21 protein-coding genes are annotated in these 25,002 nt (G+C 69.2%); 16 read left to right on the plus strand and 5 right to left on the minus strand.

Translation table 11 applies throughout. The features are described from left to right. Nucleotides 1-15: 15 nt before the first annotated feature. Nucleotides 16-279, minus strand: coding sequence for a 30S ribosomal protein S20 (gene rpsT, locus ACRWNM_RS01985; protein WP_067840826.1), 264 nt, complete (start codon nucleotides 277-279; stop codon nucleotides 16-18). 251 nt (nucleotides 280-530) lie between these two features. Here rpsT and ACRWNM_RS01990 point away from each other — a divergent pair, with 251 nt between their 5' ends. The 4 genes from ACRWNM_RS01990 to ACRWNM_RS02005 all read left to right on the plus strand — a co-directional run bounded on the left by ACRWNM_RS01990 (nucleotide 531) and on the right by ACRWNM_RS02005 (nucleotide 4,965). Beyond that, on the plus strand, nucleotides 531-2,264 hold the full coding sequence (locus ACRWNM_RS01990) for a circularly permuted type 2 ATP-grasp protein (protein ID WP_431962807.1): 1,734 nt from the start codon (nucleotides 531-533) through the stop codon (nucleotides 2,262-2,264). Nucleotides 2,265-2,267: 3 nt separating this feature from the next. Further along, nucleotides 2,268-3,242, plus strand: coding sequence for an alpha-E domain-containing protein (locus ACRWNM_RS01995; RefSeq protein ID WP_431962809.1), 975 nt, complete (start codon nucleotides 2,268-2,270; stop codon nucleotides 3,240-3,242). Beyond that, complete coding sequence (locus tag ACRWNM_RS02000; RefSeq protein WP_431962811.1) at nucleotides 3,239-4,081, plus strand: transglutaminase family protein; 843 nt, start codon at nucleotides 3,239-3,241, stop codon at nucleotides 4,079-4,081. The genes ACRWNM_RS01995 and ACRWNM_RS02000 overlap by 4 nt, the downstream gene beginning before the upstream one ends. A gap of 95 nt (nucleotides 4,082-4,176) precedes the next feature. Continuing rightward, complete coding sequence (locus ACRWNM_RS02005; protein WP_431962813.1) at nucleotides 4,177-4,965, plus strand: aquaporin; 789 nt, start codon at nucleotides 4,177-4,179, stop codon at nucleotides 4,963-4,965. A gap of 55 nt (nucleotides 4,966-5,020) precedes the next feature. Here the strand turns inward: ACRWNM_RS02005 and ACRWNM_RS02010 are convergent, their stop codons facing one another. After that, nucleotides 5,021-5,572, minus strand: a complete 552-nt coding sequence (locus ACRWNM_RS02010) for a type II toxin-antitoxin system PemK/MazF family toxin (RefSeq protein WP_431962815.1) — start codon at nucleotides 5,570-5,572, stop codon at nucleotides 5,021-5,023. Between the two features lie 247 nt (nucleotides 5,573-5,819). Between ACRWNM_RS02010 and lepA the strand changes: the two genes are divergently transcribed. The 3 genes from lepA (at nucleotide 5,820) to ACRWNM_RS02025 (ending at nucleotide 11,920) form a co-directional block, all read left to right on the plus strand. After that, a complete protein-coding gene (gene lepA, locus ACRWNM_RS02015; protein WP_431962817.1) occupies nucleotides 5,820-7,670 on the plus strand; it encodes a translation elongation factor 4 in 1,851 nt (616 codons plus the stop codon). 224 nt (nucleotides 7,671-7,894) lie between these two features. Further along, on the plus strand, nucleotides 7,895-10,063 hold the full coding sequence (locus ACRWNM_RS02020; protein ID WP_431962819.1) for a hypothetical protein: 2,169 nt from the start codon (nucleotides 7,895-7,897) through the stop codon (nucleotides 10,061-10,063). Between the two features lie 66 nt (nucleotides 10,064-10,129). After that, nucleotides 10,130-11,920, plus strand: a complete 1,791-nt coding sequence (locus tag ACRWNM_RS02025; RefSeq protein ID WP_431962821.1) for a dynamin family protein — start codon at nucleotides 10,130-10,132, stop codon at nucleotides 11,918-11,920. Between the two features lie 23 nt (nucleotides 11,921-11,943). Here ACRWNM_RS02025 and ACRWNM_RS02030 read toward each other — a convergent pair whose 3' ends face one another. After that, nucleotides 11,944-13,932 (minus strand): glycoside hydrolase family 15 protein, encoded by a 1,989-nt coding sequence (locus ACRWNM_RS02030; RefSeq protein ID WP_431962823.1) that lies wholly within the window; start codon nucleotides 13,930-13,932, stop codon nucleotides 11,944-11,946. Nucleotides 13,933-14,016: 84 nt separating this feature from the next. Between ACRWNM_RS02030 and ACRWNM_RS02035 the strand changes: the two genes are divergently transcribed. Beyond that, nucleotides 14,017-14,295 (plus strand): hypothetical protein, encoded by a 279-nt coding sequence (locus ACRWNM_RS02035; protein WP_431962825.1) that lies wholly within the window; start codon nucleotides 14,017-14,019, stop codon nucleotides 14,293-14,295. Between the two features lie 156 nt (nucleotides 14,296-14,451). Here the strand turns inward: ACRWNM_RS02035 and ACRWNM_RS02040 are convergent, their stop codons facing one another. Then, a complete protein-coding gene (locus ACRWNM_RS02040; RefSeq protein ID WP_431962827.1) occupies nucleotides 14,452-15,513 on the minus strand; it encodes a M48 family metallopeptidase in 1,062 nt (353 codons plus the stop codon). Nucleotides 15,514-15,584: 71 nt separating this feature from the next. Here ACRWNM_RS02040 and ACRWNM_RS02045 point away from each other — a divergent pair, with 71 nt between their 5' ends. The 8 genes from ACRWNM_RS02045 (at nucleotide 15,585) to ACRWNM_RS02080 (ending at nucleotide 23,940) form a co-directional block, all read left to right on the plus strand. Further along, a complete protein-coding gene (locus tag ACRWNM_RS02045) occupies nucleotides 15,585-15,674 on the plus strand; it encodes an Ms4533A family Cys-rich leader peptide (RefSeq protein WP_309546086.1) in 90 nt (29 codons plus the stop codon). A 212-nt stretch (nucleotides 15,675-15,886) separates the two neighbouring features. Next, the gene (locus tag ACRWNM_RS02050; RefSeq protein ID WP_431962829.1) at nucleotides 15,887-16,933 is read left to right on the plus strand and encodes a sulfate ABC transporter substrate-binding protein; all 1,047 of its coding nucleotides are present in this window, start codon (nucleotides 15,887-15,889) and stop codon (nucleotides 16,931-16,933) included. Nucleotides 16,934-16,969: 36 nt separating this feature from the next. Continuing rightward, complete coding sequence (gene cysT / locus ACRWNM_RS02055) at nucleotides 16,970-17,863, plus strand: sulfate ABC transporter permease subunit CysT (protein WP_431962831.1); 894 nt, start codon at nucleotides 16,970-16,972, stop codon at nucleotides 17,861-17,863. Beyond that, entirely contained in the window at nucleotides 17,860-18,666 is an 807-nt protein-coding gene (gene cysW / locus ACRWNM_RS02060) for a sulfate ABC transporter permease subunit CysW (protein WP_431962833.1), read from the plus strand. Before cysT ends, cysW begins: the two co-directional genes overlap by 4 nt. Then, on the plus strand, nucleotides 18,663-19,658 hold the full coding sequence (locus tag ACRWNM_RS02065; RefSeq protein ID WP_431962835.1) for a sulfate/molybdate ABC transporter ATP-binding protein: 996 nt from the start codon (nucleotides 18,663-18,665) through the stop codon (nucleotides 19,656-19,658). The genes cysW and ACRWNM_RS02065 overlap by 4 nt, the downstream gene beginning before the upstream one ends. A 420-nt stretch (nucleotides 19,659-20,078) precedes the next feature. Further along, a complete protein-coding gene (locus ACRWNM_RS02070; protein ID WP_431962837.1) occupies nucleotides 20,079-21,152 on the plus strand; it encodes an Hsp70 family protein in 1,074 nt (357 codons plus the stop codon). 180 nt (nucleotides 21,153-21,332) lie between these two features. Further along, nucleotides 21,333-22,337, plus strand: a complete 1,005-nt coding sequence (locus ACRWNM_RS02075; protein ID WP_431962839.1) for an AurF N-oxygenase family protein — start codon at nucleotides 21,333-21,335, stop codon at nucleotides 22,335-22,337. A gap of 13 nt (nucleotides 22,338-22,350) precedes the next feature. Next, the gene (locus ACRWNM_RS02080) at nucleotides 22,351-23,940 is read left to right on the plus strand and encodes an FAD-dependent oxidoreductase (protein ID WP_431962841.1); all 1,590 of its coding nucleotides are present in this window, start codon (nucleotides 22,351-22,353) and stop codon (nucleotides 23,938-23,940) included. 137 nt (nucleotides 23,941-24,077) lie between these two features. Here ACRWNM_RS02080 and ACRWNM_RS02085 read toward each other — a convergent pair whose 3' ends face one another. Then, complete coding sequence (locus ACRWNM_RS02085) at nucleotides 24,078-24,839, minus strand: SDR family NAD(P)-dependent oxidoreductase (RefSeq protein ID WP_431962843.1); 762 nt, start codon at nucleotides 24,837-24,839, stop codon at nucleotides 24,078-24,080. Between the last annotated feature and the right edge of the window lie 163 nt (nucleotides 24,840-25,002).

Genomic DNA, 25,002 nt, shown 5'->3' on the forward strand with positions numbered 1-25,002 from the left:
CCCGGGACCGGCGAATCAGCCGAGCTTGTTGTAGGCCAGCGCGAGCGCCGACTTCTTGTTGGCGGCCTGGTTGGCGTGGATCACGCCCTTCGAGGCGGCCTTGTCCAGCTTGCGGCTGGCGAACTGGAGACGCTCGCCGGCCTGATCCTTGTCACCGGCGGCAGCGGCTTCCCGGAAGCTGCGGATCGCGGTGCGCAGCGCGGACTTGACCGACTGGTTGCGCTTGCGCGCCGCCTCGTTGGTACGGATCCGCTTCATCTGGGACTTGATGTTGGCCACGCCTGTTTCCTCGTGTTCCTGTCGCTGAGTGGTATGTACTGAGAAGTCTTGCGCGTACGACACGCCCGAGGTGAACGGGTATCGCGACGCCGAAGGTCGAGGTTACCAGCCGCCGCGCGGCACACGAAATCGGCGCGTCGGGGCCTGTCCGGACGGCGGGACCGTGGCCGAATTTCGGCGGTGGCCGGACGATGCAAGAAATTTACCTGCGTCTCACATGGCGTCACCCCTGCGTGTTGCACGATTTTTGCATGACTTCCGCCTCCCCGCCGCGTTCGGGACGGTCTACGGCGCCGAATTCGAACAGGCTCCAGGGACGGCGGAACGGCAACGGGCGGGCAACCTCGACGGAGCTGTTCCAGGGGTACGGCCCGGGCCGTTTCGCGGCGGCTTTCGACGAGATGTTCGACCACGCGGGCAGGGTGCGCCAGCCGTACAAGGGGATCTTCGCCGCCCTCGCGCCCATCGATGTCGCGGACCTGGCGCGCCGCTCGGACGCGCTCGACCGCGCCTTCATCGACCAGGGCATCACCTTCTCGCTGTCCGGTCAGGAGCGCCCGTTCCCGCTGGATCTGGTGCCGCGGGTGATCGCGGCGGCGGAGTGGAACAAGCTGGAGCGCGGTATCAAGCAGCGGGTGGTGGCGCTGGAGCTGTTCCTCGCCGACGTCTACGGCGAGCAGCACATCCTGCGCGACGCGGTCGTCCCGAGGCGGCTGGTCAACTCCTGCCAGCACTTCCATCGCGAGGCCGCGGGCCTGGTCCCGCCCAACGGCGTCCGCATCCACGTCGCGGGCATCGACCTCATCCGCGACGAGCGCGGCGACTTCCGGGTGCTGGAGGACAACGTGCGCTCGCCGTCCGGGGTGTCGTACGTCATGGAGAACCGCCGCACCATGGCCAGGGTCTTTCCCGATCTGTTCTCCTCGCACCGGGTGCGTGCCGTCGGCGACTATCCCAGCCACCTGTTGCGGGCGTTGCGCGCGTCCGCCGCGCCGAACGAAGCCGACCCGACCGTGGTGGTGCTCACGCCCGGCGTACACAACTCCGCCTACTTCGAGCATTCGCTGCTGGCCAGGCAGATGGGCGTGGAACTGGTCGAGGGCAGGGACCTGTTCTGCCGGGACAACTTCGTCTACATGCGCACCACCGAGGGCGAACGGCAGGTGGACGTGATCTACCGCCGCATCGATGACACCTTCCTCGACCCGATGCACTTCCGGCCCGACTCGGTGCTCGGCGTCGCGGGCGTGCTGAACGCGGCCCGCGCCGGGAACGTGGTCATCTCCAGCGCGGTGGGCAACGGCGTCGGCGACGACAAACTCGTCTACACCTACGTGCCGAAGATCATCGAGTACTACCTCGGCGAGAAGCCGGTGCTGCCGAATGTCGACACCTACCGCTGCTGGCTCGACGACGAACGCGAGCAGGTCATGGACCGGCTGGCCGAACTGGTGATCAAACCGGTGGAGGGCTCCGGCGGCTACGGCATCGTCATCGGGCCGGACGCGAGCCCCAGCGAGCTGGAGGCGGTGCGGCGCAGGGTCGAGGAGGACCCGCGCGGCTGGATCGCGCAGCCGGTGGTGCAGCTGTCCACGGTGCCGACCAAGATCGGCAACGATCTGGTGCCCCGGCACGTCGACCTGCGTCCGTTCGCGGTGAACGACGGCGACGACATCTGGGTGCTGCCCGGCGGACTCACCCGGGTCGCGCTGCCCGAGGGCTCGCTGGTGGTCAATTCCAGTCAGGGCGGCGGCAGCAAGGACACCTGGGTGCTGGCCGGGCGTGCTTCGCCGGCGGAACGCGAGCTGGCGGGTGGGGAGTTGGTGAGCGATCCGCCGCAATCGGATTCGCGCGAGGTCGGCCGCGAGCTCACCGCCGCGCAGGCCAATCGGCAACAGCAGCAACAACAGCAGGAGCAACGCCAGGGCGGCCCGCGATCGACAGTGCCGCGGCGGCGATCCACCCGGCGCTCAGGGAAGGAATAGCCGATGCTGGCCCGCAATGCCGAATCCCTGTACTGGATCGGACGCTACGTCGAGCGGGCCGACGACACCGCCCGCATCCTCGATATCGCGGTGCACCAACTGCTCGAGGACGCCACCGTCGACCCGGACCGCACCTCCCGGGTGCTGCTGCGGGTGCTCGGCATCGAACCGCCCCGAGGCGTACTCGACGTCTGGGCGGTGACCGACCTGGTCGCGTTCGGCCACGAACACGGCGGCTCGATCGTCGACTCGATCGCCAACGCGCGCGAAAACGCCAAGGGCGCGCGCGAAGTCACCTCCAGCGAAATGTGGGAGTGCCTGAACGCGACCTACAACGGGCTGACCGCCGCGGAGAAGGCCGCGCGCAGTCTCGGCCCGCACGAATTCTTCGCCTACGTCAAGGATCGGACGGCCATGTTCGCCGGGCTGTCGGATTCCACGCTCAGCCGCGACGACGGCTACCGCTTTCTGCTGCTGGGCCGATCCATCGAGCGGGTGGACATGATGGTGCGCCTGCTGCTGTCCCGCGCGGGCGACCGCACGTCCTCGCCCGCCTGGGTGACGCTGCTGCGGTCGGCGGGCGCGCACGACACCTACCTGCGCACCCACCGCGGCGCGCTGGACGCGGGCCTGGTCGTCGAATTCATCCTGCTCGACCGGCTTTTCCCGCGCTCGGTGTTTCACGCGGTGCGGGTCGCCGAGTCCTGTCTCGCCGAGCTGGACCAGCGCCCGAGCAGCCGGGTCGGTGCGAGGCACGAGGCACAACGCCTGCTCGGCAGGGCGCGCAGCGAACTCGAATTCCTGCCGCCCGGCGCGCTGCTGGAAGACCTGCAGGATCGGCTGCTCGCGCTACAGCGCACCTGCCGCGAGGTGAGCGAGGCCATCGCATTGCAGTATTTCCACGCCGCGCCGTGGGTGGCCTGGACCGACCTGCGCAGCAGCCACGACAGCCAGGTGCCGGTGGTGGGGGAGCTATGACCTGGCGGATCAGGGTGGTGCACACCACGGGATACGTGTACGACGCGCCGGTCACCCGGTCGTTCAACGAGGCGCGGCTCACCCCGCGGGCGGACAGCAGACAGAACGTGATCCTGAACCGGGTCGAGACGGTGCCCGCGACCCGGTCGTACCGCTACACCGACTACTGGGGTACTGCGGTCACCGCGTTCGATCTGCACGCACCGCACACCGAGCTGGAGGTGACGGGCTCGTCGGTGGTGGAGACCGAACCGTTCACCGGGCCGCCCGAGGAGCTGTCCTGGGAGGAGTTGCGCGGCGCGCACCTGGCCGACCGCTTCGGCGAGATGCTCACGCCCACCGCCTACGCGCCGCGCGATCCGGAGCTGGCCGAGATCGCGAGCCTGCTGTGTCGCGGCGTCTCGCCCGCCGAGGCGGTGCTGGAGGCGGCGGAGTGGGTGCACCGGGAGATGACCTACCTGGCGGGCACCACCTCGGTGCACACCTCGGCGGTGGAGGCCTTCGCCGACCGCAACGGCGTTTGCCAGGACTATGCGCACCTGACGCTGGTGTTGTTGCGCAGCATGGGGATTCCGAGCCGCTACGTCTCCGGATACCTGCACCCGAATCCGGCGGCCGCCGTCGACGAGACGGTGGCGGGCCAGTCGCACGCCTGGATCGAGGCGTGGACGGGGCAGTGGTGGGGACACGACCCGACGAACAACATTCCGATCAGCGAACAGCACGTCTCGGTGGGCGTCGGGCGCGATTACGCCGACGTGCCGCCGCTGAAGGGAATCTTTTCCGGCGGTGGCTCGACGGACCTCGAAGTCGTTGTAGAGATCACCCGTCTGGCGTAGCGTCCCACCTACAAACACCGTTTGATCTTGAATGGTCTGGGTTCGCAGCAATACCTCGTCTACCGGTAGCTCGAGATGGCGGAAGGTGTGTCTGTATGTCTCCCACGGCGCAGGAAGTTGTCGAGGAACTGGCCGAGGACAGGCCGATCCCCGACTTGAAGAAATGGGCGGCCGAGGCGCTCGGCACGTTCATTCTGGTGATGGTCGGTGTCGGCACCTTGGTGCTGGCCGGTGAGCGGGTCGGCGCGCTCGGGGTCGCGCTCGCCTTCGGTCTCACGCTGATGTTCCTGGTCTACGCGATCGGGCCGATCTCGGGCTGTCACGTCAATCCGGCGGTCACGCTCGGTCAGCTCATCATGGGCAGGCTCACCCCGATCAGCGCGGGCGGCTATGCGATCGCGCAGCTGATCGGCGCTTTCCTGGCCGGGCTCGTGCTGTTCGCGATCGCGAAGAATCTGCCGTCCTACGACCGCAGGGTCGACGGCCTCGGCGCCAACGGTTGGGGCAAGCACAGCCCGTCGGCCAAGACCGGGCCGCTCGGCGAGGTCGTCATCCAGAACGGCTACGGCATGGCCGCGATGATCATCATCGAGGTGATGCTGACGGCGCTGCTGGTCTTCGTGGTGCTCGCCTGCACCGACCAGATCTCCGACGTGCCGCTGGCCGGTTTGTCCATCGGCGTCACCCTCGCGGCGATCCACCTGGTCTCCCTCCCGGTGGACTACACCTCGGTGAACCCGGCGCGCAGCCTCGGCGTCGCGTTCTACCAGGAGGGCGCGCCAGGGCAGGTGTGGGCGTTCGTGATCTTCCCGCTGATCGGCGGCGTGCTCGGCGCGCTGATCTACGGCCTGCTGTACGGCCGGAGCCGGGAAATGATCAGCTGAGAACGGTTCGCGCCGACGGCCCGATTCCGGCGCGGCCGGCATCGGGCCGTCGCGTTCAGCTCCAGTGGTACTCGACGACCAGCCGGTGCGCGACCAGGTCGAAGGTCTTGCGGGCCAGGATGGCGCCCTCGCGGCGGATGCCCGCCTCGGGAACGTCCAGCACCCGGTCCAAGCGCACCCAGCTCGGCCTGCCGTCGTGGTCCCAGCTGCCGCTGCCGATGCCGATCCAGTTGCGGTCGTGCGCGCGTTCGGGATTAGACGAGAGCATCAGGCCGAGCAGGGTGCGGCGGTCGCGGCCGACCACGAGCACCGGGCGGTCCTTGCCGTTGCTCGGGTCCTCCTCGTACGGCACCCAGGTCCACACGATCTCGCCGGGATCGGCGCGGCCGTCCAGGTGCGGGCAGTAGACGATCTGCCTGGCTCGCTGCGCCGTGGGGACCGGCGTCGACGCGGCCGGTCGCACGGACACGCTGCCGTTGCGACGCTGCGCGAGCGAGCCGACCAGCCGTTCCACCAGCCGCGGTCCCTGCTGCCGGACGATCTTGGGACCCTGCTCCTTCGCGATCAGGCTCAACTGCTTGCCGAGAGAGTTCCAACTTCGGGCCATCGTTGGAGGATAACGGTGTGGTGACGACTTCTCATCCGGCACGCAATCCGCTTGGCACAGCTGAGGATTTGCGGTAGGGATCGCGGGCCGCTCGGACGGCCCGTCGCGGCGGGGGACATCTCAGGAAAACCGGGCGTGGCGGTGCCGACCGGGACGGCGCGGCGTCGGGGCCGGACCAGTGGACCGGGCACACCCGCGCTCATGGGACGATAGACCACAGTTTGCCGATACCCAGCTGAGGAGTGGAGTGCCCGCCAGCTTCGCCGACAAGACGTTCACCGATCCGTCCCGGATCCGGAACTTCTGCATCATCGCGCACATCGACCACGGCAAGTCGACGCTGGCCGACCGGATGTTGCAGCTCACCGGTGTGGTCGAGGAGCGGGCGATGCGCGCCCAGTACCTGGACCGGATGGACATCGAGCGCGAGCGCGGCATCACCATCAAGGCGCAGAACGTCCGGTTGCCGTGGCAGGTGGACGGCACCGACTACGTGATGCACCTCATCGACACCCCCGGCCACGTCGACTTCACCTACGAGGTCTCCCGTGCGCTGGAGGCCTGTGAGGGCGCGATCCTGCTGGTGGACGCGGCCCAAGGCATCGAGGCGCAGACCCTGGCCAATCTGTATCTGGCCCTGGACAAAGACCTCACCGTCATTCCGGTGCTCAACAAGATCGACCTGCCCGCCGCCGACCCGGACCGCTACGCCGCCGAGCTGGCGCACATCGTCGGCTGCGAGCCCTCGGACGTGCTGCGCGTCTCCGGCAAGACCGGCGTCGGCGTGCCCGAGCTGCTGAACGAGGTGATCAAGCAGGTGCCGCCGCCGGTCGGCGACGGCGACGCGCCCGCCCGCGCGATGATCTTCGACTCGGTCTACGACACCTACCGCGGCGTGGTCACCTACGTACGTGTGGTGGACGGCAAGCTCACCCCGCGCGAGAAGATCAAGATGATGTCCACCGGCGCGACCCACGAGCTGCTGGAGATCGGCATCGTCTCGCCGGAGCCGAAGCCGACCGACGGGCTCGGCGTCGGCGAGGTGGGCTACCTGATCACCGGCGTGAAGGACGTGCGCCAGTCCAAGGTCGGCGACACCGTCACCGCCGCGCGCAACGGCGCGACCGAACCGCTCACCGGCTACCGCGAGCCGCGGCCCATGGTCTACTCCGGTCTGTACCCCGTGGACGGCTCGGACTACCCGGACCTGCGCGACGCGCTGGACAAGCTCCAGCTCAACGACGCCGCGCTCAGCTACACACCGGAGACCTCGGTGGCGCTCGGCTTCGGTTTCCGCTGTGGCTTCCTCGGCCTGCTGCACATGGAGATCACCAGGGAGCGGCTGCAGCGCGAGTTCGACTTGGACCTCATCTCCACCGCGCCCAACGTGGTGTACCGGGTGGAGATGGAGGACGGCGCCGAGCACATCGTGACGAACCCCTCGTACTGGCCGGAAGGCAAGGTGCGCAAGGTGTTCGAGCCGGTCGTGAAGTGCACCATCATCTCGCCGAGCGAGTTCATCGGCTCGATCATGGAGCTGTGCCAGTCCCGGCGCGGCGAGCTGGGCGGTATGGACTACCTGTCCGAGACCCGCGTCGAGCTGCGCTACACCTTGCCGATGGCCGAGATCATCTTCGACTTCTTCGACTCGCTGAAGTCGCGCACCCGCGGCTACGCCTCACTGGATTACGAAGAGTCGGGCGAGCAGGAATCGCAGCTGGTGAAGGTGGACATCCTGTTGCAGGGCGAGGCGGTCGACGCGTTCTCGGCGATCGTGCACAAGGACGCGGCCCAGGCCTACGGCCACAAGATGACCACCAAGCTGCGCGAGCTGATCCCGCGCCAGCAGTTCGAGGTGCCCATCCAGGCCGCGATCGGGTCGAAGATCATTGCCCGCGAGAACATCCGCGCCATCCGCAAGGACGTGCTCGCCAAGTGCTACGGCGGTGACATCAGCCGTAAGCGCAAGCTGCTGGAGAAGCAGAAGGAGGGCAAGAAGCGGATGAAGACCATCGGCCGTGTCGAGGTCCCGCAGGAAGCCTTCGTCGCCGCGCTCTCTTCCGACGCTCAGGCCGACAAGCCGAAGGAGAAGAAGTAGGCCGGATCTCGCGTCCAGTCGAGGCGTTCGTCCAGTCCGGATGGCCCGTGAAAAGGGGGCTTCCGTTCCGGTTAGCAGGATGGCAAGGTTGTTGTGCTCGTTACCGTCACGCGCTCCGGTGTCTTGGAGAATGTGACAGCTGGGTTTTCCGGATATCGTTAGGTGATCTTCACTCGGTCTTCCCAGCGAGATGAGGATCCGAAAACCCGAGATGTGGAGCTTGCATGACGCGTGACCTGCCTTTCGACGACGACACCGATCTTGCCGAGCCCGCGGGTGACACCGCGTACCGTGTGGCGACCGGTGTCGCACGCGTCGCGAGGGCTGGAGCGTACGTGACCGGTGGCGCACTGATCGCCTCCAACGGTGGCGGCGTCCCGGCTCAGGGCGGCCAGCGACTGGACAGCTGGAACGCGGGCTGGGCGCACAACACCGATCCGGATCCCGATCTGCCGAGCCCGGTGGTCACCTTCCCGGATCCGGAGCCCGATTCGCTGCCGTACGCGCCGCCGCTCACCTCGGGGCCGCCGCACACCGTGGCCGCGCCCCAACCCGCGCCCGAGTTCCACCTCGAACCTCCGCCCGCGCCCGAGCCGTCGGAGTACTGGACCGGCAACCGGCCAGGCGAAACGGAGTCCGAGTCGCCCTACGGGTGGTGGGACAGCCAGGGCGCACCGACGCCCGGGTTCGCCCCGACGCCGGACTACGGGCCGTGGGATCAGACCCAGCCCGGGCCCGCCGAGGCCGCGCCGGGCGGCGGTTCCCCGTACGAATGGTGGGAGCAGAACCAGGGTTTCGGCCTGCCGGGCCACGGGCTGGGTCAGGCGGGTCACGGTTTCGGCCTACCGGGTAACGAGGGCTTCCTCGCTCCGGGCTCCAATCCGTTCGCGCCGAAGCTGCCCGCCACCAAGTTGTCGAACGAGAGCGAGTCGGCCGCCGAAAGCACTCGGTCGGCGGACAATTCGCTGCGCGCAGGCGATTCGCTCGGCGCCGGCGACATGTTCGACGGAGTCGGGTCGCCGGGGGATTTCGGCGTGTACTTGGGCGTCGACGCCGGCGCCGAGGTCTGGACCCACCTGGACGTCGATTTCGGCATCGGGCCCGACGGCGCGTATCTGACCACCGATCTGCGGGTCGAGGCGTCCGCGGGCCTGACCGTGAAGACGGCCGCGGGCACCAACATCGGTGACCAGCTCGACGACTTCTCCGATTGGCTCGAGGGTTCGCGGCCGGAGACCGGTTCCGCGCGCGGCGCCGCCGAGCAGCACGGTCCGAACGCGGGCGGCGCCGGTTTCGCGAGTGGCCTCTCGACGCCCGGTGCGAGCGCCCCCGTCTCGCATGCGGCGCCCGCGGCCGCCGCGCCGCAGCCGATCGCTCCGGCGGTCGCCGCCGCGCCCGCGCCGGTCGCCCCCGTCGCGCCGCCGCCCGCTCCCGTGGCCCCCGCCGTGGTCGCGCCTGCCGCCGTCGCGGCGCCGGTGGTGGCCACTCCGCTGCAGACCACCATCCAGCCGGAGGCCGCGACCACGCCCATCGCGAACGTCATCGGCACGCCGACGGGCCCGTCGCCGCTGACCGCCCCCGCGGCCGTGGCGCCCGCGCTGTTCGACCCGCCCGCGCGGCCGACTCCCGGGCCGACGTCGGTGACCGACACCCCGAAGTCGACCGACATCTACCCGGGGACCACGCCCGGCGCGCCGACCACGATCACCAAGACGGTGCCGACACCCAGCGTGCCGATCCCGACCAAGCCGGACACCGGCACGCTGCCGACCCTGGAACCCGGCGTCACCAAGACGCCGGGCGTGACGATCGTGCCGACGCCGGGCACGGGCACGGACGTGACCACGAAGACGCCCGGCGTCACGGTCACGCCGCGGCCCTCCACCCCGGACGACGACGTCACCATCCCGGGTGGCGGCACCACCGGCGGTAGCACCGGAACCACGGGCGGCAGCACGGGCACGACCGGTGGCGCGACGGGCGGCAATACCGGCGGCACCACGAACCCCGGCTCCGGCGTGGACACCACGTATCCGACCGGCGGCCAGACGACACCCGACGTCCCTACGGTCTCGGTGCCCACGCAACCCCCGACGCACGACATCCCGACGCAGGCGCCTACCGTGCCTTCGGTCGACATCGACGTGCCGACCGCGTCGGTCCCGACCGTCGCCCCGGTGCCGACCCCGGTCGTGCCGGTCAAACCGCCGGTCGTGGTCGAACCGCCGAAGACCCGTCCGATCAGCGACGAGCTCGACCACGTGAGCTACCACCACGCGGTCGCTCCGATATCGATCGAGCACGGCGGACTCGACGCGGGCCTGCTGCCAGGGACCACCATCATGACCGAGACGCACCACCCCGTCGCCGGACCGGATATGACACTGGTCTGATCCGGACCACCGGGGGAGTACGCACGTCGCACGGTCGAGCGCGAACACGAGAAGTGAGGAGGAGGGTTGTCTGCCGCAGCCGGACTGGAGTCCGCGACGGTGAAACATCCGGACGCGATGGCGCCGCTCATCCGGGTACTGGACGAACTGCGGGAGATGGCCAGATCCGCGGGCCGCGACGATCTCGGCGGTCGGCTGAGCATGGTGCGCGCCAGGGTTGGTGATCCCCGGGTCCGTCTCGTCGTCGTCGGCGACCCGAAGAACGGCATGAGCACGCTGGTCAACAGCCTGGTCGGGGCGCAGGTGAGCGCCACCGATTCCGCGCTGAGCGCACCGGTGATCGTGGAGTACGGGCCGGAGTCGAGCGCCACGCTGGTCAAGTCGACCGGCCCGGGCCGCACCGAACGCCAGCCGGTGGATCCGCTGAATCCGGGTCCGGCGCTGGCCGCGCACGGCGTGATCCGCGCCGAGTTCACCGAGCCGAGTTCGCTGCTCGCCGACGGCATCGTCCTGATGGACGCGCCGGGCGCGGGCGACGAGCACACCCGGTGGTCGATGATCGCCGCCGCCGACGCGGTGCTCTACGTCGCCGAGGCCTCGGCCGAGTTGACGCCGGTGCAGCTGGAGTACCTGCAGCGGGTGCAGCAGCTCTGCCCGACGGTCGTCTGCGTGCTCAACAAGATCGACATCCACCCGCACTGGTCGCACGTGCAGCAGCGCAACCGCGATCTGCTGGACGCGGCCGGTCTCGGGTTCGCCGTCGCGCCGGTCTCGGCGCTGCTGCACCGCCAGGCGGGCAACTACCAGCGCGATATCGAGTCCGGGGTGCCGCAGCTGATCGACCACCTGCGCGACTACGTGGTGGCGCGCGCCGACACGGTGGCCCGCGATGCCGCCCTGCGCGACATCCGGCTGGTGACCGACCATCTCGCCGTCACCCTCTACACCGAGGCCGAGGCGCTGCGCGATCCGCGCCGCCGCGCCCAGATCACCCAGCAGCTGCTCGCGGCCCGTGAAGAGGCCGATCAGCTGCGCCAGCGCACCGCCAACTGGCAGGTCACCCTCGTCGACGGCGCCACCGAACTGATGGCCGACATCGAGCACGACCTACGCCACCGGCTACGCAGCCTGGTGCGTGACGCCGAGGCCGAGATCGCCAAGGCGGATCCGGCGCGCGGCTGGAGGGATTTCGGCGCCGACCTAGACGCCCGCATCTGCGAGGCCGTCGAGGAGAACTTCGTCATGGCGCACTACCGCTCGGTGGAGCTGTGCGAGCAGGTCGCCGCGAAGTTCCCCGCCGACAACCGCACCCCGCCGCTGCCCGATCTGCGCTTGGCCAACCCGGGCGAGGTGCTGGAGCCGGTGGCGCCGCTGGAGTCGCTGGAGAGTGCCAAAGCCAGTGTGACCCAACAGGTTCTGTCCGGCCTCCGGGGTTCCTACGGCGGCATCCTGATGGTCGGTCTCGCGACCAGTCTGCTCGGCATGTCGCTGGTGAACTGGTATTCGGCGGGCGCGGGCGTGCTGCTCGGCGTCAACGCGATCTGGGACGACCGCAAGAACCGTCAGCTGCGCCGCCGCGCCGAGGCCAAGGTGGCGGTGGCCAGGCTGATGGACGACGTGATCTTCCAGGTGAGCAAGGAATCGCGAAACCGGTTGCGCGCCATGCAGCGGACGTTGCGCGATCACTTCACCGACATCGCCACCGACACGCTGCGCACCGCCGACGATGCGCTGCGCGTCGCGGAGGACGCCTACGGCAAGTACGGCGACCGGCGCGAGGACCGCATCGCCGAACTCGACACCAACCTGGGCAAGCTGCGCGCCGTCCGCGACCGCGCCGACTCGCTCGCCGCGTAACCCGCCGCGGACGGCGGCACAGCTCAGGCGGGGCTGATCGGCGGGGAGTGTGCGGGCTGGAACTGTCCGGCCCCGCGCTTGGCCTCGGCCCTGATCACGTGGGTGACCGCGTTGATCAGCGCCAGATGGGTGAACGCCTGCGGGTAGTTGCCCAGGTGCCGTCCGCTGCGCGGGTCGATCTCCTCGGCGTAGAGCCGCAGCGGGCTGGCGAAGCCGAGCAGGCGCTCGCACAGGTGCCGTGCCCGCTGGAGCTCGCCGATCTCGACCAGCGCCGAGACCAGCCAGAACGAGCAGATGGTGAAGGTGCCCTCCTCGCCGGTGAGTCCGTCGTCGGTGGTCTCGGTGCGGTAGCGCAGCACCAGCCCGTTCTCGGTGAGCCGGTCGGCGATGGCGAGCACGGTGGCGCGCACCCGGTGGTCGTCGGGCGGGAGGAAGCGGGTCAGCACCACGAGCAGCAGCGCGGCGTCCAGGGTGTCCCCGCCGTAGACCTGGGTGAAGACGCCCTCGCTCGTCACGCCGTTGGCGAGCACGTCGTCCCTGATCTCCTCGGCGATCGTGTACCACTCGGTGGCGCGCTGGAACTGGCCGTGCAGTTCGGCCAGTTTGGCGCCGCGATCCAGCGCCACCCAGCACATCACCTTCGAGGAGGTGAAGTGCTGCGGTTCGCCGCGCACCTCCCAGATCCCGCGGTCGGGCTCGCGCCAGTGTGTGATCGCGGCGTTCACCTGCCGCTCCAGCAGCGGCCACAACGTCTCGGGGACCTGCTGGCGCGACTTCACGTGCAGGTACACCGCGTCGAGCATGGTGCCCCAGATGTCGTGCTGGTTCTGGTTGTAGGCGCCGTTGCCGATGCGCACGGGCTGGGCGCCGTCGTAGCCCTTCAGGTGCTCCAGCTCGCTCTCGACGAGATCGCGTTCCCCGCCGATGCCGTAGAGCACTTGCAGCGGAACGGGTTCGCCGTTGTCGCCGGTCGTCGCGTCGTTGAGGAAGCAGAAGAAGTCGTCGGCCTCGCGGTCGAGTCCGAGCGTGTACAGGCCCCACAGGGCGAAGCTGGAGTCGCGCACCCAGCTGAAGCGGTAGTCCCAATTGCGTTCGCCACCAGGGGTTTCCGGCAGCGAGGTGGTGGCCGCCGCCATCAGCGCGCCGGTCGGCGCGTAGGTCAGGCCCTTGAGCGTCAACGCGCTGCGCTGTAAGTAGTTGCGCCATGGGTGATCCGGGAATTTGCCGAGGGTGATCCACTGCCGCCAGCACTCGGTGGTCATCCACATCTTCTCTGCGGCGTCCTCGAATGTCTTGGGGGCGGGCAGATCCGACCAGGTGAGCGCGACGAAGACCTGGTCGCCCTCGCGCATCCTGGTGCGCGCCCGAGCCTCGCGCCCCTCCAGCCCCAGGCGCAGATCGGTGGTGAGCACCAGGGTCGGGCCCGCGCTGGGATCGCTGCTGCACACCGCCGTGGCTTCCTCGTAGACCTTGCCGGTGTACTCCCAGCGCGCCGTGGAGCGGTGGTAGTCGAAGGCCGGTTCGCAGCTCATCTCCAGCTCGACCGTGCCGTTGACGCATTTCACAGTGCGCAGCAGCATGTGCTCGGCGTCCCAGTCCATCGGGGTGCGCCGATGGGTCTTGCTGCGCTGGACGTTGTTGTGCCACGGCCCGAGCACCAGCGCGTCGCGCACGATGAGCCAGCCGGTGTCGGTCTGCCAGGTGGTCTCCAGGATCATGCCGCCGGGCAGGTAGCGGCGCGCGGCGGGCACGTTGACGCCGTACGGGCCGATCCGGAAGTGCCCGGCGCTGCGGTCCAGCATCGCGCCGAAGACGCTGGGGGAGTCGGGGCGCGGCACGCACATCCACTCGACCGCGCCGTTGCTCGAGATCAGGCAGCTGGTCTCGCAGTCGGACAGGAAGGCGTAGTCGTCGATGGGGGGATGGGTGCCGCGATGCCTGGACTGAGTGAGCGCGCTGAGCACCGGCAGATCGTCGGGTTCGCGAACTGTCAGATCATCCGTTGACGCCATACCCCATCATGTGTGCCGCCCAGGCCCGCCGTCCACCCGAATGCGCCGGTCGGTTGCTCAGGTTGGGCCAGTAGGCTGGTATCCGTGCATCGCGTTGCAGGTTGGTGGGACGGTTTCGAGCTGTGGGTCGCGGGATTGCCGTTCATCCCGCAGTTCCTCGTTGTCCTTGTCGGCATGGTCCCGGTGAGTTTCGCCATCGCGTACCTGCTCGACCGCGCGCTGCGCGCCGCCTTGCAGCTGCTCGGCCGCAACCGCGCCCGCGAGCTCACCGTCGCCGACGCCGCGATCCTCGCCGAGCCGTCCCCGGTCCTGGTCGACGACCGGCCGGGCGACCGCAGGCCCGTTCAGACCGGAGCACGTTGATGCCGCGCTCCCGGGTCCAACTGGCCCTGCTCGCCCTGCTCGTGCTCGTCGTCATCGCCTGGTTCTTCACCCGCTGAATCGCCCGCACGGATTCGCGGCGCTTCCGACGCCCCGCAGGCCGTCCGCGGCCTGCGGGGCGTGGGAAAGGATGCGCGCTCAGTCCGCCCGGTCGCCGTTGCGCCAGTCTGCGAGGCGCTTGCCGAGAGTGGAGATGGTTTCGCCGACCTCGTGGCCGACGGTGCCGACCGCCGCGCCGACGTCGCGGCCGAGGTTGCGCACGGTGCGCACGAGCGGGTCCTCGGACTGGTCGAAGTTCTGCCGGTAGGTGCGGGCCGCCTCCTTGATCTCCGCGCTGATGCTGGTGTTCTTGTCGTGCGCGCGGTGCGGGTAGTCGCCCGCGAGCACGCGGTTGTACTCGCCGCTCTGGATCCAGCGGCGCAGTTCGGCGGCGCGCAGCACCGAGAACGGATGCGACTGCAACTCCAGGTTCAACAGCTTGAGGACGCCGTCGCGCAGGTCGCCCGCGCGCTGGTAGTCGTCCGCCTGGGCCAGGAACGCCCCGTGGTTCATCTCGTGCACGCACGCGCCGCCCGCGGTCTTCATGTGCACCCGCACCGACGCCTCCACGTCCTGGCCGCAGAGCAGTCCCGCCCGGTCGCCCGACAGCTCCGACTTGCGGCTCCACTCCATGAGCGCGGCCACGATGGCGCGCAGCGCCCAGCCGCCGACCGGCATCCAACCGACGCTCGCCGTGAGCCGCAGCAGGTGCATGAGCATCGTGCGGTAGACCGCGTGCCCGGACAGCGCGTGCCCGAGCTCGTGGCCGACCACGAAGCGCAGTTCTTCGGTGTCCATGAGGTCGATCAGCGCGGTGGTCACCACGATGAACGGCCGGTCCATGCCGATGGTGAAGGCGTTCACGTGCGGGCTCTGCAGCACGAACATCTCCGGCGTGATCGGCGCGTCCAGGATCTGCACGCAGTCCGCGCGCAAGTCGTGCAGCGTCCGGAACTGCCGCTCGTCCACCCGTACGGCGGTGGCCAGGTAGAGCAGCCGGTGCTGGCGTTCTTGCAGCAAACCAGAGAGGGTGCGCAATACGGTGTCGAATCCGGTCAGCGAGCGCAGCGCCACCAGGGCGGTGCGGTCGGCGGGGTGTTCCCACGCGCGAGTGCTGATGCCGGGCAAACGTGTGCGGACCCGATCCGGACTGATCGTCATGGGATGAAACCCCCCTTGTTCAGGAACTCTTCGATTCGAACTAGCGAGCTGTGCTCTGCTACAGTCTGCCCGTGTCTTCGAGTGCCGTCCCGCAGGTCCGCCATGAATTGGCGTTGATCGCTGTCGGCAACCTCGCGGTCGCGGACATTCTCTGTCGTTGATCGGTGACCGGGCACGTCTGCGCGTCCCTGCCCCGTAGACTGGCGTGCAATTTTTCGCAGACGTCCCCGACCCCCGCGTCGGCCGTTTCCGGCCGGTAGTCGCGCCACTGTCGCGCAGTTCGGCGGCAGGTCTACCCGATCGACACGAATCTTACGCTGCCACGGTCTTTTTCGATCCGCGTGGCGGTCCGCAGGAAAGGTCCCACCCGACGATGTCTCGCAACACTTGGCTCGCCCCGCGCCGACGCTATGCCGCCGCCGCGCTCACCGCGGTAGCGGCGGTCGTGCTCACCGCCTGCGGCGGCGGAGCCAGCGACACCGTGGGCGGAGGTGGGGCCGACGGCAGCGGCGGCACCTTGAACCTGTACGCCTACGCCGTCCCCAAGCCCGGATTCGACAAGGTCGTCCCCGAGTTCAACAAGACCGATGCGGGCAAGGGCGTCCAGATCCAGCCGTCCTACGGCGCCTCCGGTGACCAGTCCCGCAAGGTCAAGGACGGGGCCGAGGCCGATGTCGTGAACTTCTCGGTGGAGCCCGACATCACCCGCCTCGTCGACGCAGGCCTGGTCGACGCGAACTGGAATGCCGACGCCAACAAGGGAATTCCGTTCGGCTCCGTGGTCGCGATCGTGGTGCGCAAGGGCAACCCGAAGGGCATCAAGGACTGGGACGACCTGCTGAAGCCGGGCGTCGAGGTGGTCACGCCCAACCCGTTCAGCTCCGGCTCGGCCAAGTGGAACCTGCTCGCCCCGTACGCGGCGAAGTCCGACGGCGGCAAGAACCCGCAGGCGGGCTTGGACTACCTGAGCCAGCTGGTCTCCAAGGAGCACATCAAGGTGCAGCCCAAGTCGGGCCGCGAAGCCACCGAGACCTTCCTGCAGGGCACCGGTGACGTGCTGCTGAGCTACGAGAACGAGGCCATCTTCTCCGAGCGCAAGGGTGACCCGATCGAGCACATCATCCCGCCGACCACGTTCAAGATCGAGAACCCGGTCGCGGTGCTGAAGAACAGCAAGAACCCGGAGAAGGCCGTCGCCTTCCGTGACTTCCTGTTCACCCCGGCCGGTCAGAAGGCATGGGCCGAGGCCGGTTTCCGTCCGGTCGACCCGAAGGTCGCGAGCGACTTCGCCAAGGACTTCCCGACTCCGCAGAAGCTGTGGACGATCGCCGACCTCGGTGGCTGGAAGACCGTGGACAAGGAGCTGTTCGCTCCCAACACCGGCAGCGTCGCGGTCATCTACGACAACGCGACCAAGTAGCTGGGTGACCCACAGCACACGGGATACTGGACGATTGTGACTGACAGCAGTACCGCCGGGACCGGGGTCGCCCCCGGTCCCGGCGTAACCAAGAAAGCAGCACGCCCGGGGCGCTCGCGCTGGTCGTGGCTGCGGGTGAGCGGCTCGGTGGGCCCGCTCGGCATCGCGACCACGGTGCTGTGGCTCAGCATCATCGTGCTGCTGCCGCTGGCCGCGCTGACCGTGACCTCCTTCGAGGACGGCTGGTCCGGCTTCTGGGAGGCGATCACCGCACCTGCCGCGCTCGACTCGCTGCGCATCACGGTCCTCGTGTCGGTGATCGTCGCGCTGATCAATGTGGTGATGGGCACCCTCATCGCCTGGGTGCTGGTGCGCGACGACTTCCCCGGTAAGGGGATCGTCAACGCGCTGATCGACCTACCGTTCGCGCTACCCACCATCGTCGCCAGCATTGTGCTGCTGTCGCTCTACGGTCCGCAGAGCCCGATCGACATCCACTTGAACGCCACCCAGCCCGGTCTGGTGGTGGCTCTGGCGTTCGTCACGCTTCCGTTCGTGGTGCGCTCGGTGCAGCCGGTGCTCATGGAGGCCGACCGTGAGGTCGAGCAGGCCGCGCTCTCCCTGGGCGCGGACAACTGGACCACCTTCCGCAGGATCGTGCTGCCGACGCTGGCACCCGCGATCATCAGCGGCGGCGGCCTGGCCTTCGCCCGCGCGATCGGCGAATACGGTTCGGTCGTGCTGATCGGCGGCGCCATCCCGCGCAAGACGGAGATGGCCTCGCAGTACATCCAGAAGCAGATCGAGATCGATCGGCCGGTCAACGCGGCGGCCGTCTCGGTGGCGCTGCTGGCGATCTCGTTCGTGACGCTGCTCGTGCTGCGTCTGCTCGCGGACCGCAGCGCGCGTAAGGAGCAGGCGACCCGATGAAACCGTCCGCCCTGACCCGCATTTCGCTGCGGACGGTGGCACTGGGCTACCTGTTCGTGCTCTTGCTGCTTCCGCTGATCATCATCCTGTGGCGCACCTTCGAGAACGGCATCGGCGCGTTCATCGACTCGATCACCACGCCCGCGGCCCAATCGGCGTTCCAGCTGTCGCTGCTCATCGTGGCGATCGTGGTGCCGGTGAACGTGGTCTTCGGCGTGGTGACCGCCATCGCGCTGGTGCGCGGCCGCTTCCCCGGCCGCAACCTGGTGCAGGGCATCGTCGACCTGCCGTTCGCGGTCTCGCCGGTCGTCGTCGGTGTGTCGCTGATCCTGCTGTGGGGCGCGGGCGGCTGGTTCGGCGGCCTGGAGAACGCGGGCCTGAAGGTGATCTTCAACCTGCCCGGCATGGTGATCGCCACCATCTTCGTCACGCTGCCGTTCGTGGTGCGCGAAGTGGAGCCGGTGCTGCACGAGATCGGCGACGACCAGGAGCAGGCCGCGGCCACCCTCGGCGCGTCGCGGTGGCAGACGTTCTGGCGGATCACCCTGCCCGCGATCCGCTGGGGCCTGACCTACGGCGTGGTGCTCACCGTCGCGCGTGCGCTCGGCGAGTTCGGTGCGGTGATCATGGTGTCCTCGGCGCTGCCCGGCCAGTCGCTGACGCTGACGCTGCTGGTGCACGGCCGCTACATCAACGACCACAACTCGTTCGGCGCCTACTGCGCCGCGACCCTGCTGATGGGCATCGCCCTCGTGACTCTTCTTCTCATGACTCTTCTCGAACGCAAGCGGGGCGCCAAATGATCACCGTGACCAACGCAAGGAAGAACTACGGCACCTTCGCGGCGCTAGACGATGTCACCATCGACATCCCGTCCGGCGAGCTGACCGCGCTGCTCGGTCCCTCCGGTTCCGGCAAATCGACGCTGCTGCGCTCGATCGCCGGGCTGGAGTCGCTGGACTCCGGCGTCGTCACGATCGCGGGCAACGACGTGACCCGGGTGCCGCCGCAGAAGCGCGACATCGGCTTCGTCTTCCAGCACTACGCGGCGTTCAAGCACATGACCGTGCGCGACAACGTGGCGTTCGGCCTGAAGATCCGCAAGCGGCCCAAGAACGAGATCGCGAAGCGGGTCGACGAGCTGCTCGGCATCGTCGGCCTGGACGGCTTCCAGCACCGCTACCCGGCCCAGCTGTCCGGCGGCCAGCGCCAGCGCATGGCACTGGCCCGGGCGCTCGCGGTGGACCCGCAGGTGCTGCTGCTGGACGAGCCGTTCGGCGCGCTGGACGCCAAGGTCCGCGCCGACCTGCGCACCTGGCTGCGCCGCCTGCACGAGGAGGTCCACGTGACCACCGTGCTGGTGACCCACGACCAGGAGGAGGCGCTCGACGTCGCCGACCGCATCGCGGTGATGAACAAGGGGCGGATCGAGCAGATCGGCACCCCCGAGGACGTCTACGACCGGCCGTCCAACGAATTCGTCATGTCCTTCCTCGGCGATGTGGCGCGGCTGAACGGACATCTGGTGCGCCCGCACGACATTCGCGTCGGCCGCGATGCGAGCATGGCGCTCGCCTCGGACGAGGGCACCGCGGAATCGGCGGGCGTCACCCGCGCCACGGTGGAGCGGGTCGTGCACCTCGGCTTCGAGGTGCGCGTGGAGCTGCGCAACGCGGCCACCGGCGACCACTTCGCCGCCCAGGTCACCCGCGGTGACGCCGAGGCGCTGCGGCTCTCCGACGGCGAGACGGTGTACGTCCGCGCGACCCGGATTCCGGAGCTGCCCGCGAGCTGAGTCCCCGGGTACCCGCGGTTGGCGCGGAACGCGCTGTCCCGGAACGATTTCGGGGCCGTGTGGGCGAATCCCATCGGGCTGCTGGGACATTGCTGACATCGCCAGAAGTGCGGTCGGTGCTGTGTAGAGCCGCATTGACAGTCGGCAAATGCGGACCGGCGATCGGAAAGTCACGAGGCACCGTGTCGCGTTGCGCAGTACCGGTGTGTCCCAAGGTCGATCGGGCAGGTCGGATGCTACGCCGGTGATCGGTTCGGCTCGCGCACGGCGACCGGCGGGGTGCGGACAACCCGCTGTCCGGTGGTTGGCACGACGGTCGCCGAGTGGTTGCGTGGGTGGTGTTCGAAGCGCATCGGCTCGTCGATCGGGTGAAACGCGATGGCAGTTGGTCTTGGTTTGAGCATCGGTATGGTCAACTCGGTGACCGCGCTGGCGGACACGGCATCGGCCAAGTCGCCGCCGGGTCTGCTCGGCCACCGGCGGCACGCCAGACCCGCACCGTCCGTCACCCGGCGCACCACGTTGACCTTCGACAGCACCGGGATGGCGCGCGTCGGCCTGATGCCCCGGCACGGCAGGGCGATCACCGAATTCGCCGATCTCGGTCGCCGCGGCGTCGTGACGGCCAGGGTCGGCAACCGCACGCTCGCGCCCGCGGATCTCGTCGCCGTGGTCACCGACTGCCTCATCACCGAGGCGATGAGCGACCGCAGGGCGGTGGGCGCGGAAGTCACGCTGACCCATCCGGCGGGCTACGGCGCCGACGAGCTGGCCGAGCTACGCGGCGCGCTGGACGCGATCGGCCTGCACCACGTCGCGCTGGTCGCCGAGCCGGTCGCGGCGGCGGCTTGGCTGGAGGCGGCGCACGGTCCGGTGATGCCCGGCCTCGCCCTGGTCTACGACCTGGGCGGCGCGAGCCTCGACGTCGCGCTGGTCCGGGTCGGCGCGGGCAGGCCGCACGATCCGATCGTCGGCGTCCCGCTGCGTTCCGTGGAATTCGGCGGGCGCGCGTTCGGCGCGCTGGTCGCGGCGCGGGGCGGCGGATCCTCGGCGGCAGGCGCGCTGGACGGTTCGGTCGCCGACGAACTACGCGCCGAGCATGTGCGCGCCTCGCTGGAACTGGTCTACCGCTGCCTGCGGCGGGCCGACGTGACCATGGCCGACGTCGACTGCGTCCTCGCGGTCGGCGGCGCGGCCCGGCCGACGGAGGTGTCCGGCGTGCTCGCCGAGGAACTGGCGCGACCTGTGGTCGTCGCTCCGGATCCGGAACGCACGATCGCGGACGGCGCGGCGCTGGTCGCGCGGCAGACGGCGGCGTCCGCCGAGGAAACGGCCGCGGGTGCGCATCGCAGGGGGAAGGGCCTGCGGCGCGCGCGGCGCAAGCTGACCAGGATGTCATCGGCCGCGGCTGCGTCCGCCTGCGGTGTCGTCCTCGCTTTCACGCTGCCCGCAGACGGCGTGGTCGCGGGATCGGCACCGTTCGGACCGGTCTGATCCTGGTCACAACGGCGGCGGTCGGGTGAACACACCCGGCCGCCGCCGACTCGTCTGCCGGCGCTTCCGCGCGCGGCGCGGGCCCAGACCGTGCTCCGCTGTGCGGAGAGTTGACGTCACCGGCCGTAGGTGTAACTATGGGGTACAGGTAAACGTCCCCCGAGGAAGGCAGTGACGACGATGTCGACAGCCGAGAAGCACGCTATCGATCCCGATCTCGAGCAGGCGCAGAAATACGCCGCCAAGCTGCTGCTGCTGTCCGAGGGCTCGGTGAACAAGCACTTCGACCCGTTCGAGGACATCGACTGGGACAATCCGGATTACGCCGCCGACGCGGGCGAGGAGCGCTGGATCCTGCCGCAGTCGGCCGACCCGCTCGGCCGCCACCCCTGGTACCTGGCCCTGCCCAAGGACAAGCAGATCGCGCTGGGCAAGTACCGCCAGGCCAACGTCGCCAAGGTCGGTCTGCAATTCGAGTCGATCCTCATCAGCGGCATGGTGATTCACAACTTCGGCCTGCCCAACGGCTCGCCCGAGTTCCGCTACTGCTCCCACGAGATGATCGAGGAGCACAACCACACCCTGATGTTCCAGGAGATGGTGAACCGGATCGGTCTGGATGTGCCCGGCATGGGTCCCTTGGTGAGCAAGTTCAAGTACCTGGCCGCGCCGGTCGCCGCCAAATTCCCGAACCTGTTCTTCATGGCCGTGCTCGCGGGCGAGGAGCCGATCGACCACATCCAGAAGGACATCCTGCGCTCCGGCGACGAGGTCCACCCGATCATGCTCGGCGTGATGGCGATCCACGTCGCCGAGGAGGCCCGCCACATCTCGTTCGCGCACGAGTTCCTGAAGAACCACGTGCCCGAGCGGAGCGCCGCCAACCGGTTCGTGCTGTCGATCGCGATGCCGATCGTCATGTGGATCCTCGGCCGTTCCATCGCGACCCCGCCGAGGAAGTTCTTCGAGGAGTTCGACATCCCGGCGAAGGTGCGCAAGGAGCTGTTCTACGGCTCCAAGGAGGCCGAGCAGGTCTTCGCCGACTACTTCGTCGACGTGCGCGCCCTGGCCAAGGAACTCGGCCTGATCAACCCGATCTCCAAGCGGGTGTGGAAGCTGCTCGGCATCGACGGCCCGATGAGCCGCTACCGCTCGGAGCCACTGCGCGTCGTGCACGCGGGCTGAGCGGCGGTCGACCATGCCCTACGTCGTCACCCAATCCTGTTGCAGCGACGCGTCTTGCGTGTACGCCTGCCCGGTCAACTGCATCCATCCCACGCCCGACGAGCCGGACTTCCGCACGGCGGAGATGCTGTACGTCGATCCGAAGGCCTGCGTGGACTGCGGCGCATGCGCCACGGCCTGCCCCGTCGACGCCATCACCTCGTCGAAGCGGCTGACCGAGGAGCAGAAGCCCTTCATCGAGATCAACGCCGACTTCTACCGGCAGTCCCGGCCGCGTCCGCTGCTGGCCCGGCCGGTGCCCGCGGCGGAGATCCGTGCCGAGCGGGCGCCATTGCGGGTGGCGATCGTCGGCTCGGGTCCGTCGGCGATGTATGCCGCGGACGAGCTGCTGACCCAGCCGAACGTCTCGGTGACCGTGTTCGACCGGCTGCCGGTGCCCTACGGCCTGGCCCGGCACGGCGTCGCGCCGGACCACGCCGAGACCAGGCAGGTCAGCGAGCTCTTCGACGTGATCTCGGCGCAGCCCGGCTTCGGTTCGTACCTGAACGTCGAGGTCGGCGCGCACGTCGCGCACGAGGAGTTGCTCGACCACTTCCACGCGGTGATCTACGCCGTCGGCGCGTCCTCGGACCGCAAGCTCGGCATCCCCGGGGAGGGCCTGCCCGGCAATGTGTCGGCCACCGACTTCGTGGCCTGGTACAACGGGCACCCCGACCACGCGGACGCTCGATTCGATCTGTCGCAGCGGCGCGCGGTGATCGTCGGCAACGGCAATGTCGCGCTGGACGTCGCGCGCATCCTGGCCTCCGATCCGGCCACGCTCGCCGGCACCGACATCGCGCCGTACGCGCTGCGGGCGTTGCGCGAGAGCAAGATCGAAGAGGTGGTCGTGCTCGGCCGCCGCGGTCCGGCCGAATCCGCTTTCACCGTGCCTGAATTCGTGGGTCTGCTCGGCTCCGACGTGGACATCGCGGTCGAGGGCGAGCTGCCGGAGATCACCGCCGACCTGCCGTACAAGATCGAGCAGAAGCTGCGCCTGCTGCACAAGGTCGCCGAGCGGCCGTCCGGCGAGCGCAAGCGGATCGTCTTCCGCTACCTGGCCGCGCCGACCGCCGTGCTCGGCGAGGACCGGGTGACCGGTCTGGAGATCGGCCGCAACGAGCTGGTCACCGAGGCCGACGGACGCACCAAGGCCGTCGCCACCGGCGAGACCGAGCGCATCGAGGCCGGGCTCGTGCTCACCTCGGTCGGCTATCGCGGTGTGCCGCTGCGCGGTCTGCCCTTCGACGAGCAGGCGGGCGTGATCCCGAACGCGGAGGGCAGGGTGCTCGGCGAAGCGGGCGGCGCGGTGCTGCCCGGCGCCTATGTCACCGGCTGGATCAAGCGCGGCCCCACCGGCTTCATCGGCACCAACAAGTCCTGCGCACAGCAGACCGTGCGGCAGCTGGCCGACGACTACAACGCCGGTCGCCTGCCCGAACCCGCGCACAGCGCGGCCGATTTCGATCGGCTGGTGCGCGGCCGCAGGCCCGAGGTCGTCACGGGCGGTGCCGCGGCGGCGCCGTTGGTGAAGCCGCTGCGCAAGCTGCTCGCCCGGGTCTGAACCCGGGGTGTGCCCGCGAGCTCGGTGGTGCGATGAGGTCTGCCGAGCCGCTGTTCCGCCGAACGCCACGACGATACGTGCATCGTCGTGGCGTTCGGCGTTCGGCGTTCGGCGTTCGGCCGCTGGGCGTTCGGCGCTCAGCGCGCGGTGAATCCGCCGTCGATCGCGAGGGCCGCGCCGGTGACGAAGCTCGCCTCCCTGCTGAGCAGATAGGCGCAGAACGAGGCGATCTCGTCCGGCGCGGCGATCCGGCCGAGCGGGTGCAGCGCCGCGATCGCCGCCTCGCCCTCGGGCGTCGCGCCCATCGAGTCGCGGAACGCGGGGGTGTCCACCGCACCCGACACCAGCGCGTTGACCCGCACACCCTGATCGGCGGATTCCAGCGCGACGGCCTTGGTCAGCCCGACGACGCCGTGCTTGGCGGCGACGTACGGCGCGACCGAGCCCATGCCGACCACGCCCAGGTTCGACGCATTGTTCAGGATCGCGCCGCCGCCCGACGCGACGAGCGCAGGCACCTGATGACGCAGGCCGTAGAACACGGCCGTCAGATTGAGTTCGAGGTCGGCGCGCCAGCCCGCCTCGTCGATCTCGGCGATCGGTCCGAACGCCCGCACCGCGCCCGCATTGTTGAACGCCACGTCCAGACGGCCGAACTCGCCGACGGCGGTCTCGGTCAGCCGGGCCACGTCGGCCTCCACCGTCACATCCGTCGGGACGAACAGCGCCCGGCCACCCGCGGCGCGAATCTCCTCGGCGACCTGATCACCGGCGTCCTTGCCGCGCGCACCGAGAACCACCGCCGCGCCCTCGGCGGCCAGCCGTAGCGCCACCGCCTTGCCGATGCCCGAGGTGGCGCCGGTGATGACCGCGACCTGCTCCGCGAACCGTGTCGACATTCGTGTCCACTTTCCTTCCCGTGCTTGCTCTTTCGCTGTGGCGGACGGTGCCGCCGTAATCAGTCAACCGAGCGCGGGGCGGCAGCGCTGGCGGTAATCGGACGCAGCATTTGATGTGTCATCTACTGGTCGGCGACACGCCCGGATGGCCGGAGAAATAATC

Source organism: Nocardia sp. bgisy134 (genome assembly GCF_965341865.1).
GTDB lineage: Bacteria > Actinomycetota > Actinomycetes > Mycobacteriales > Mycobacteriaceae > Nocardia.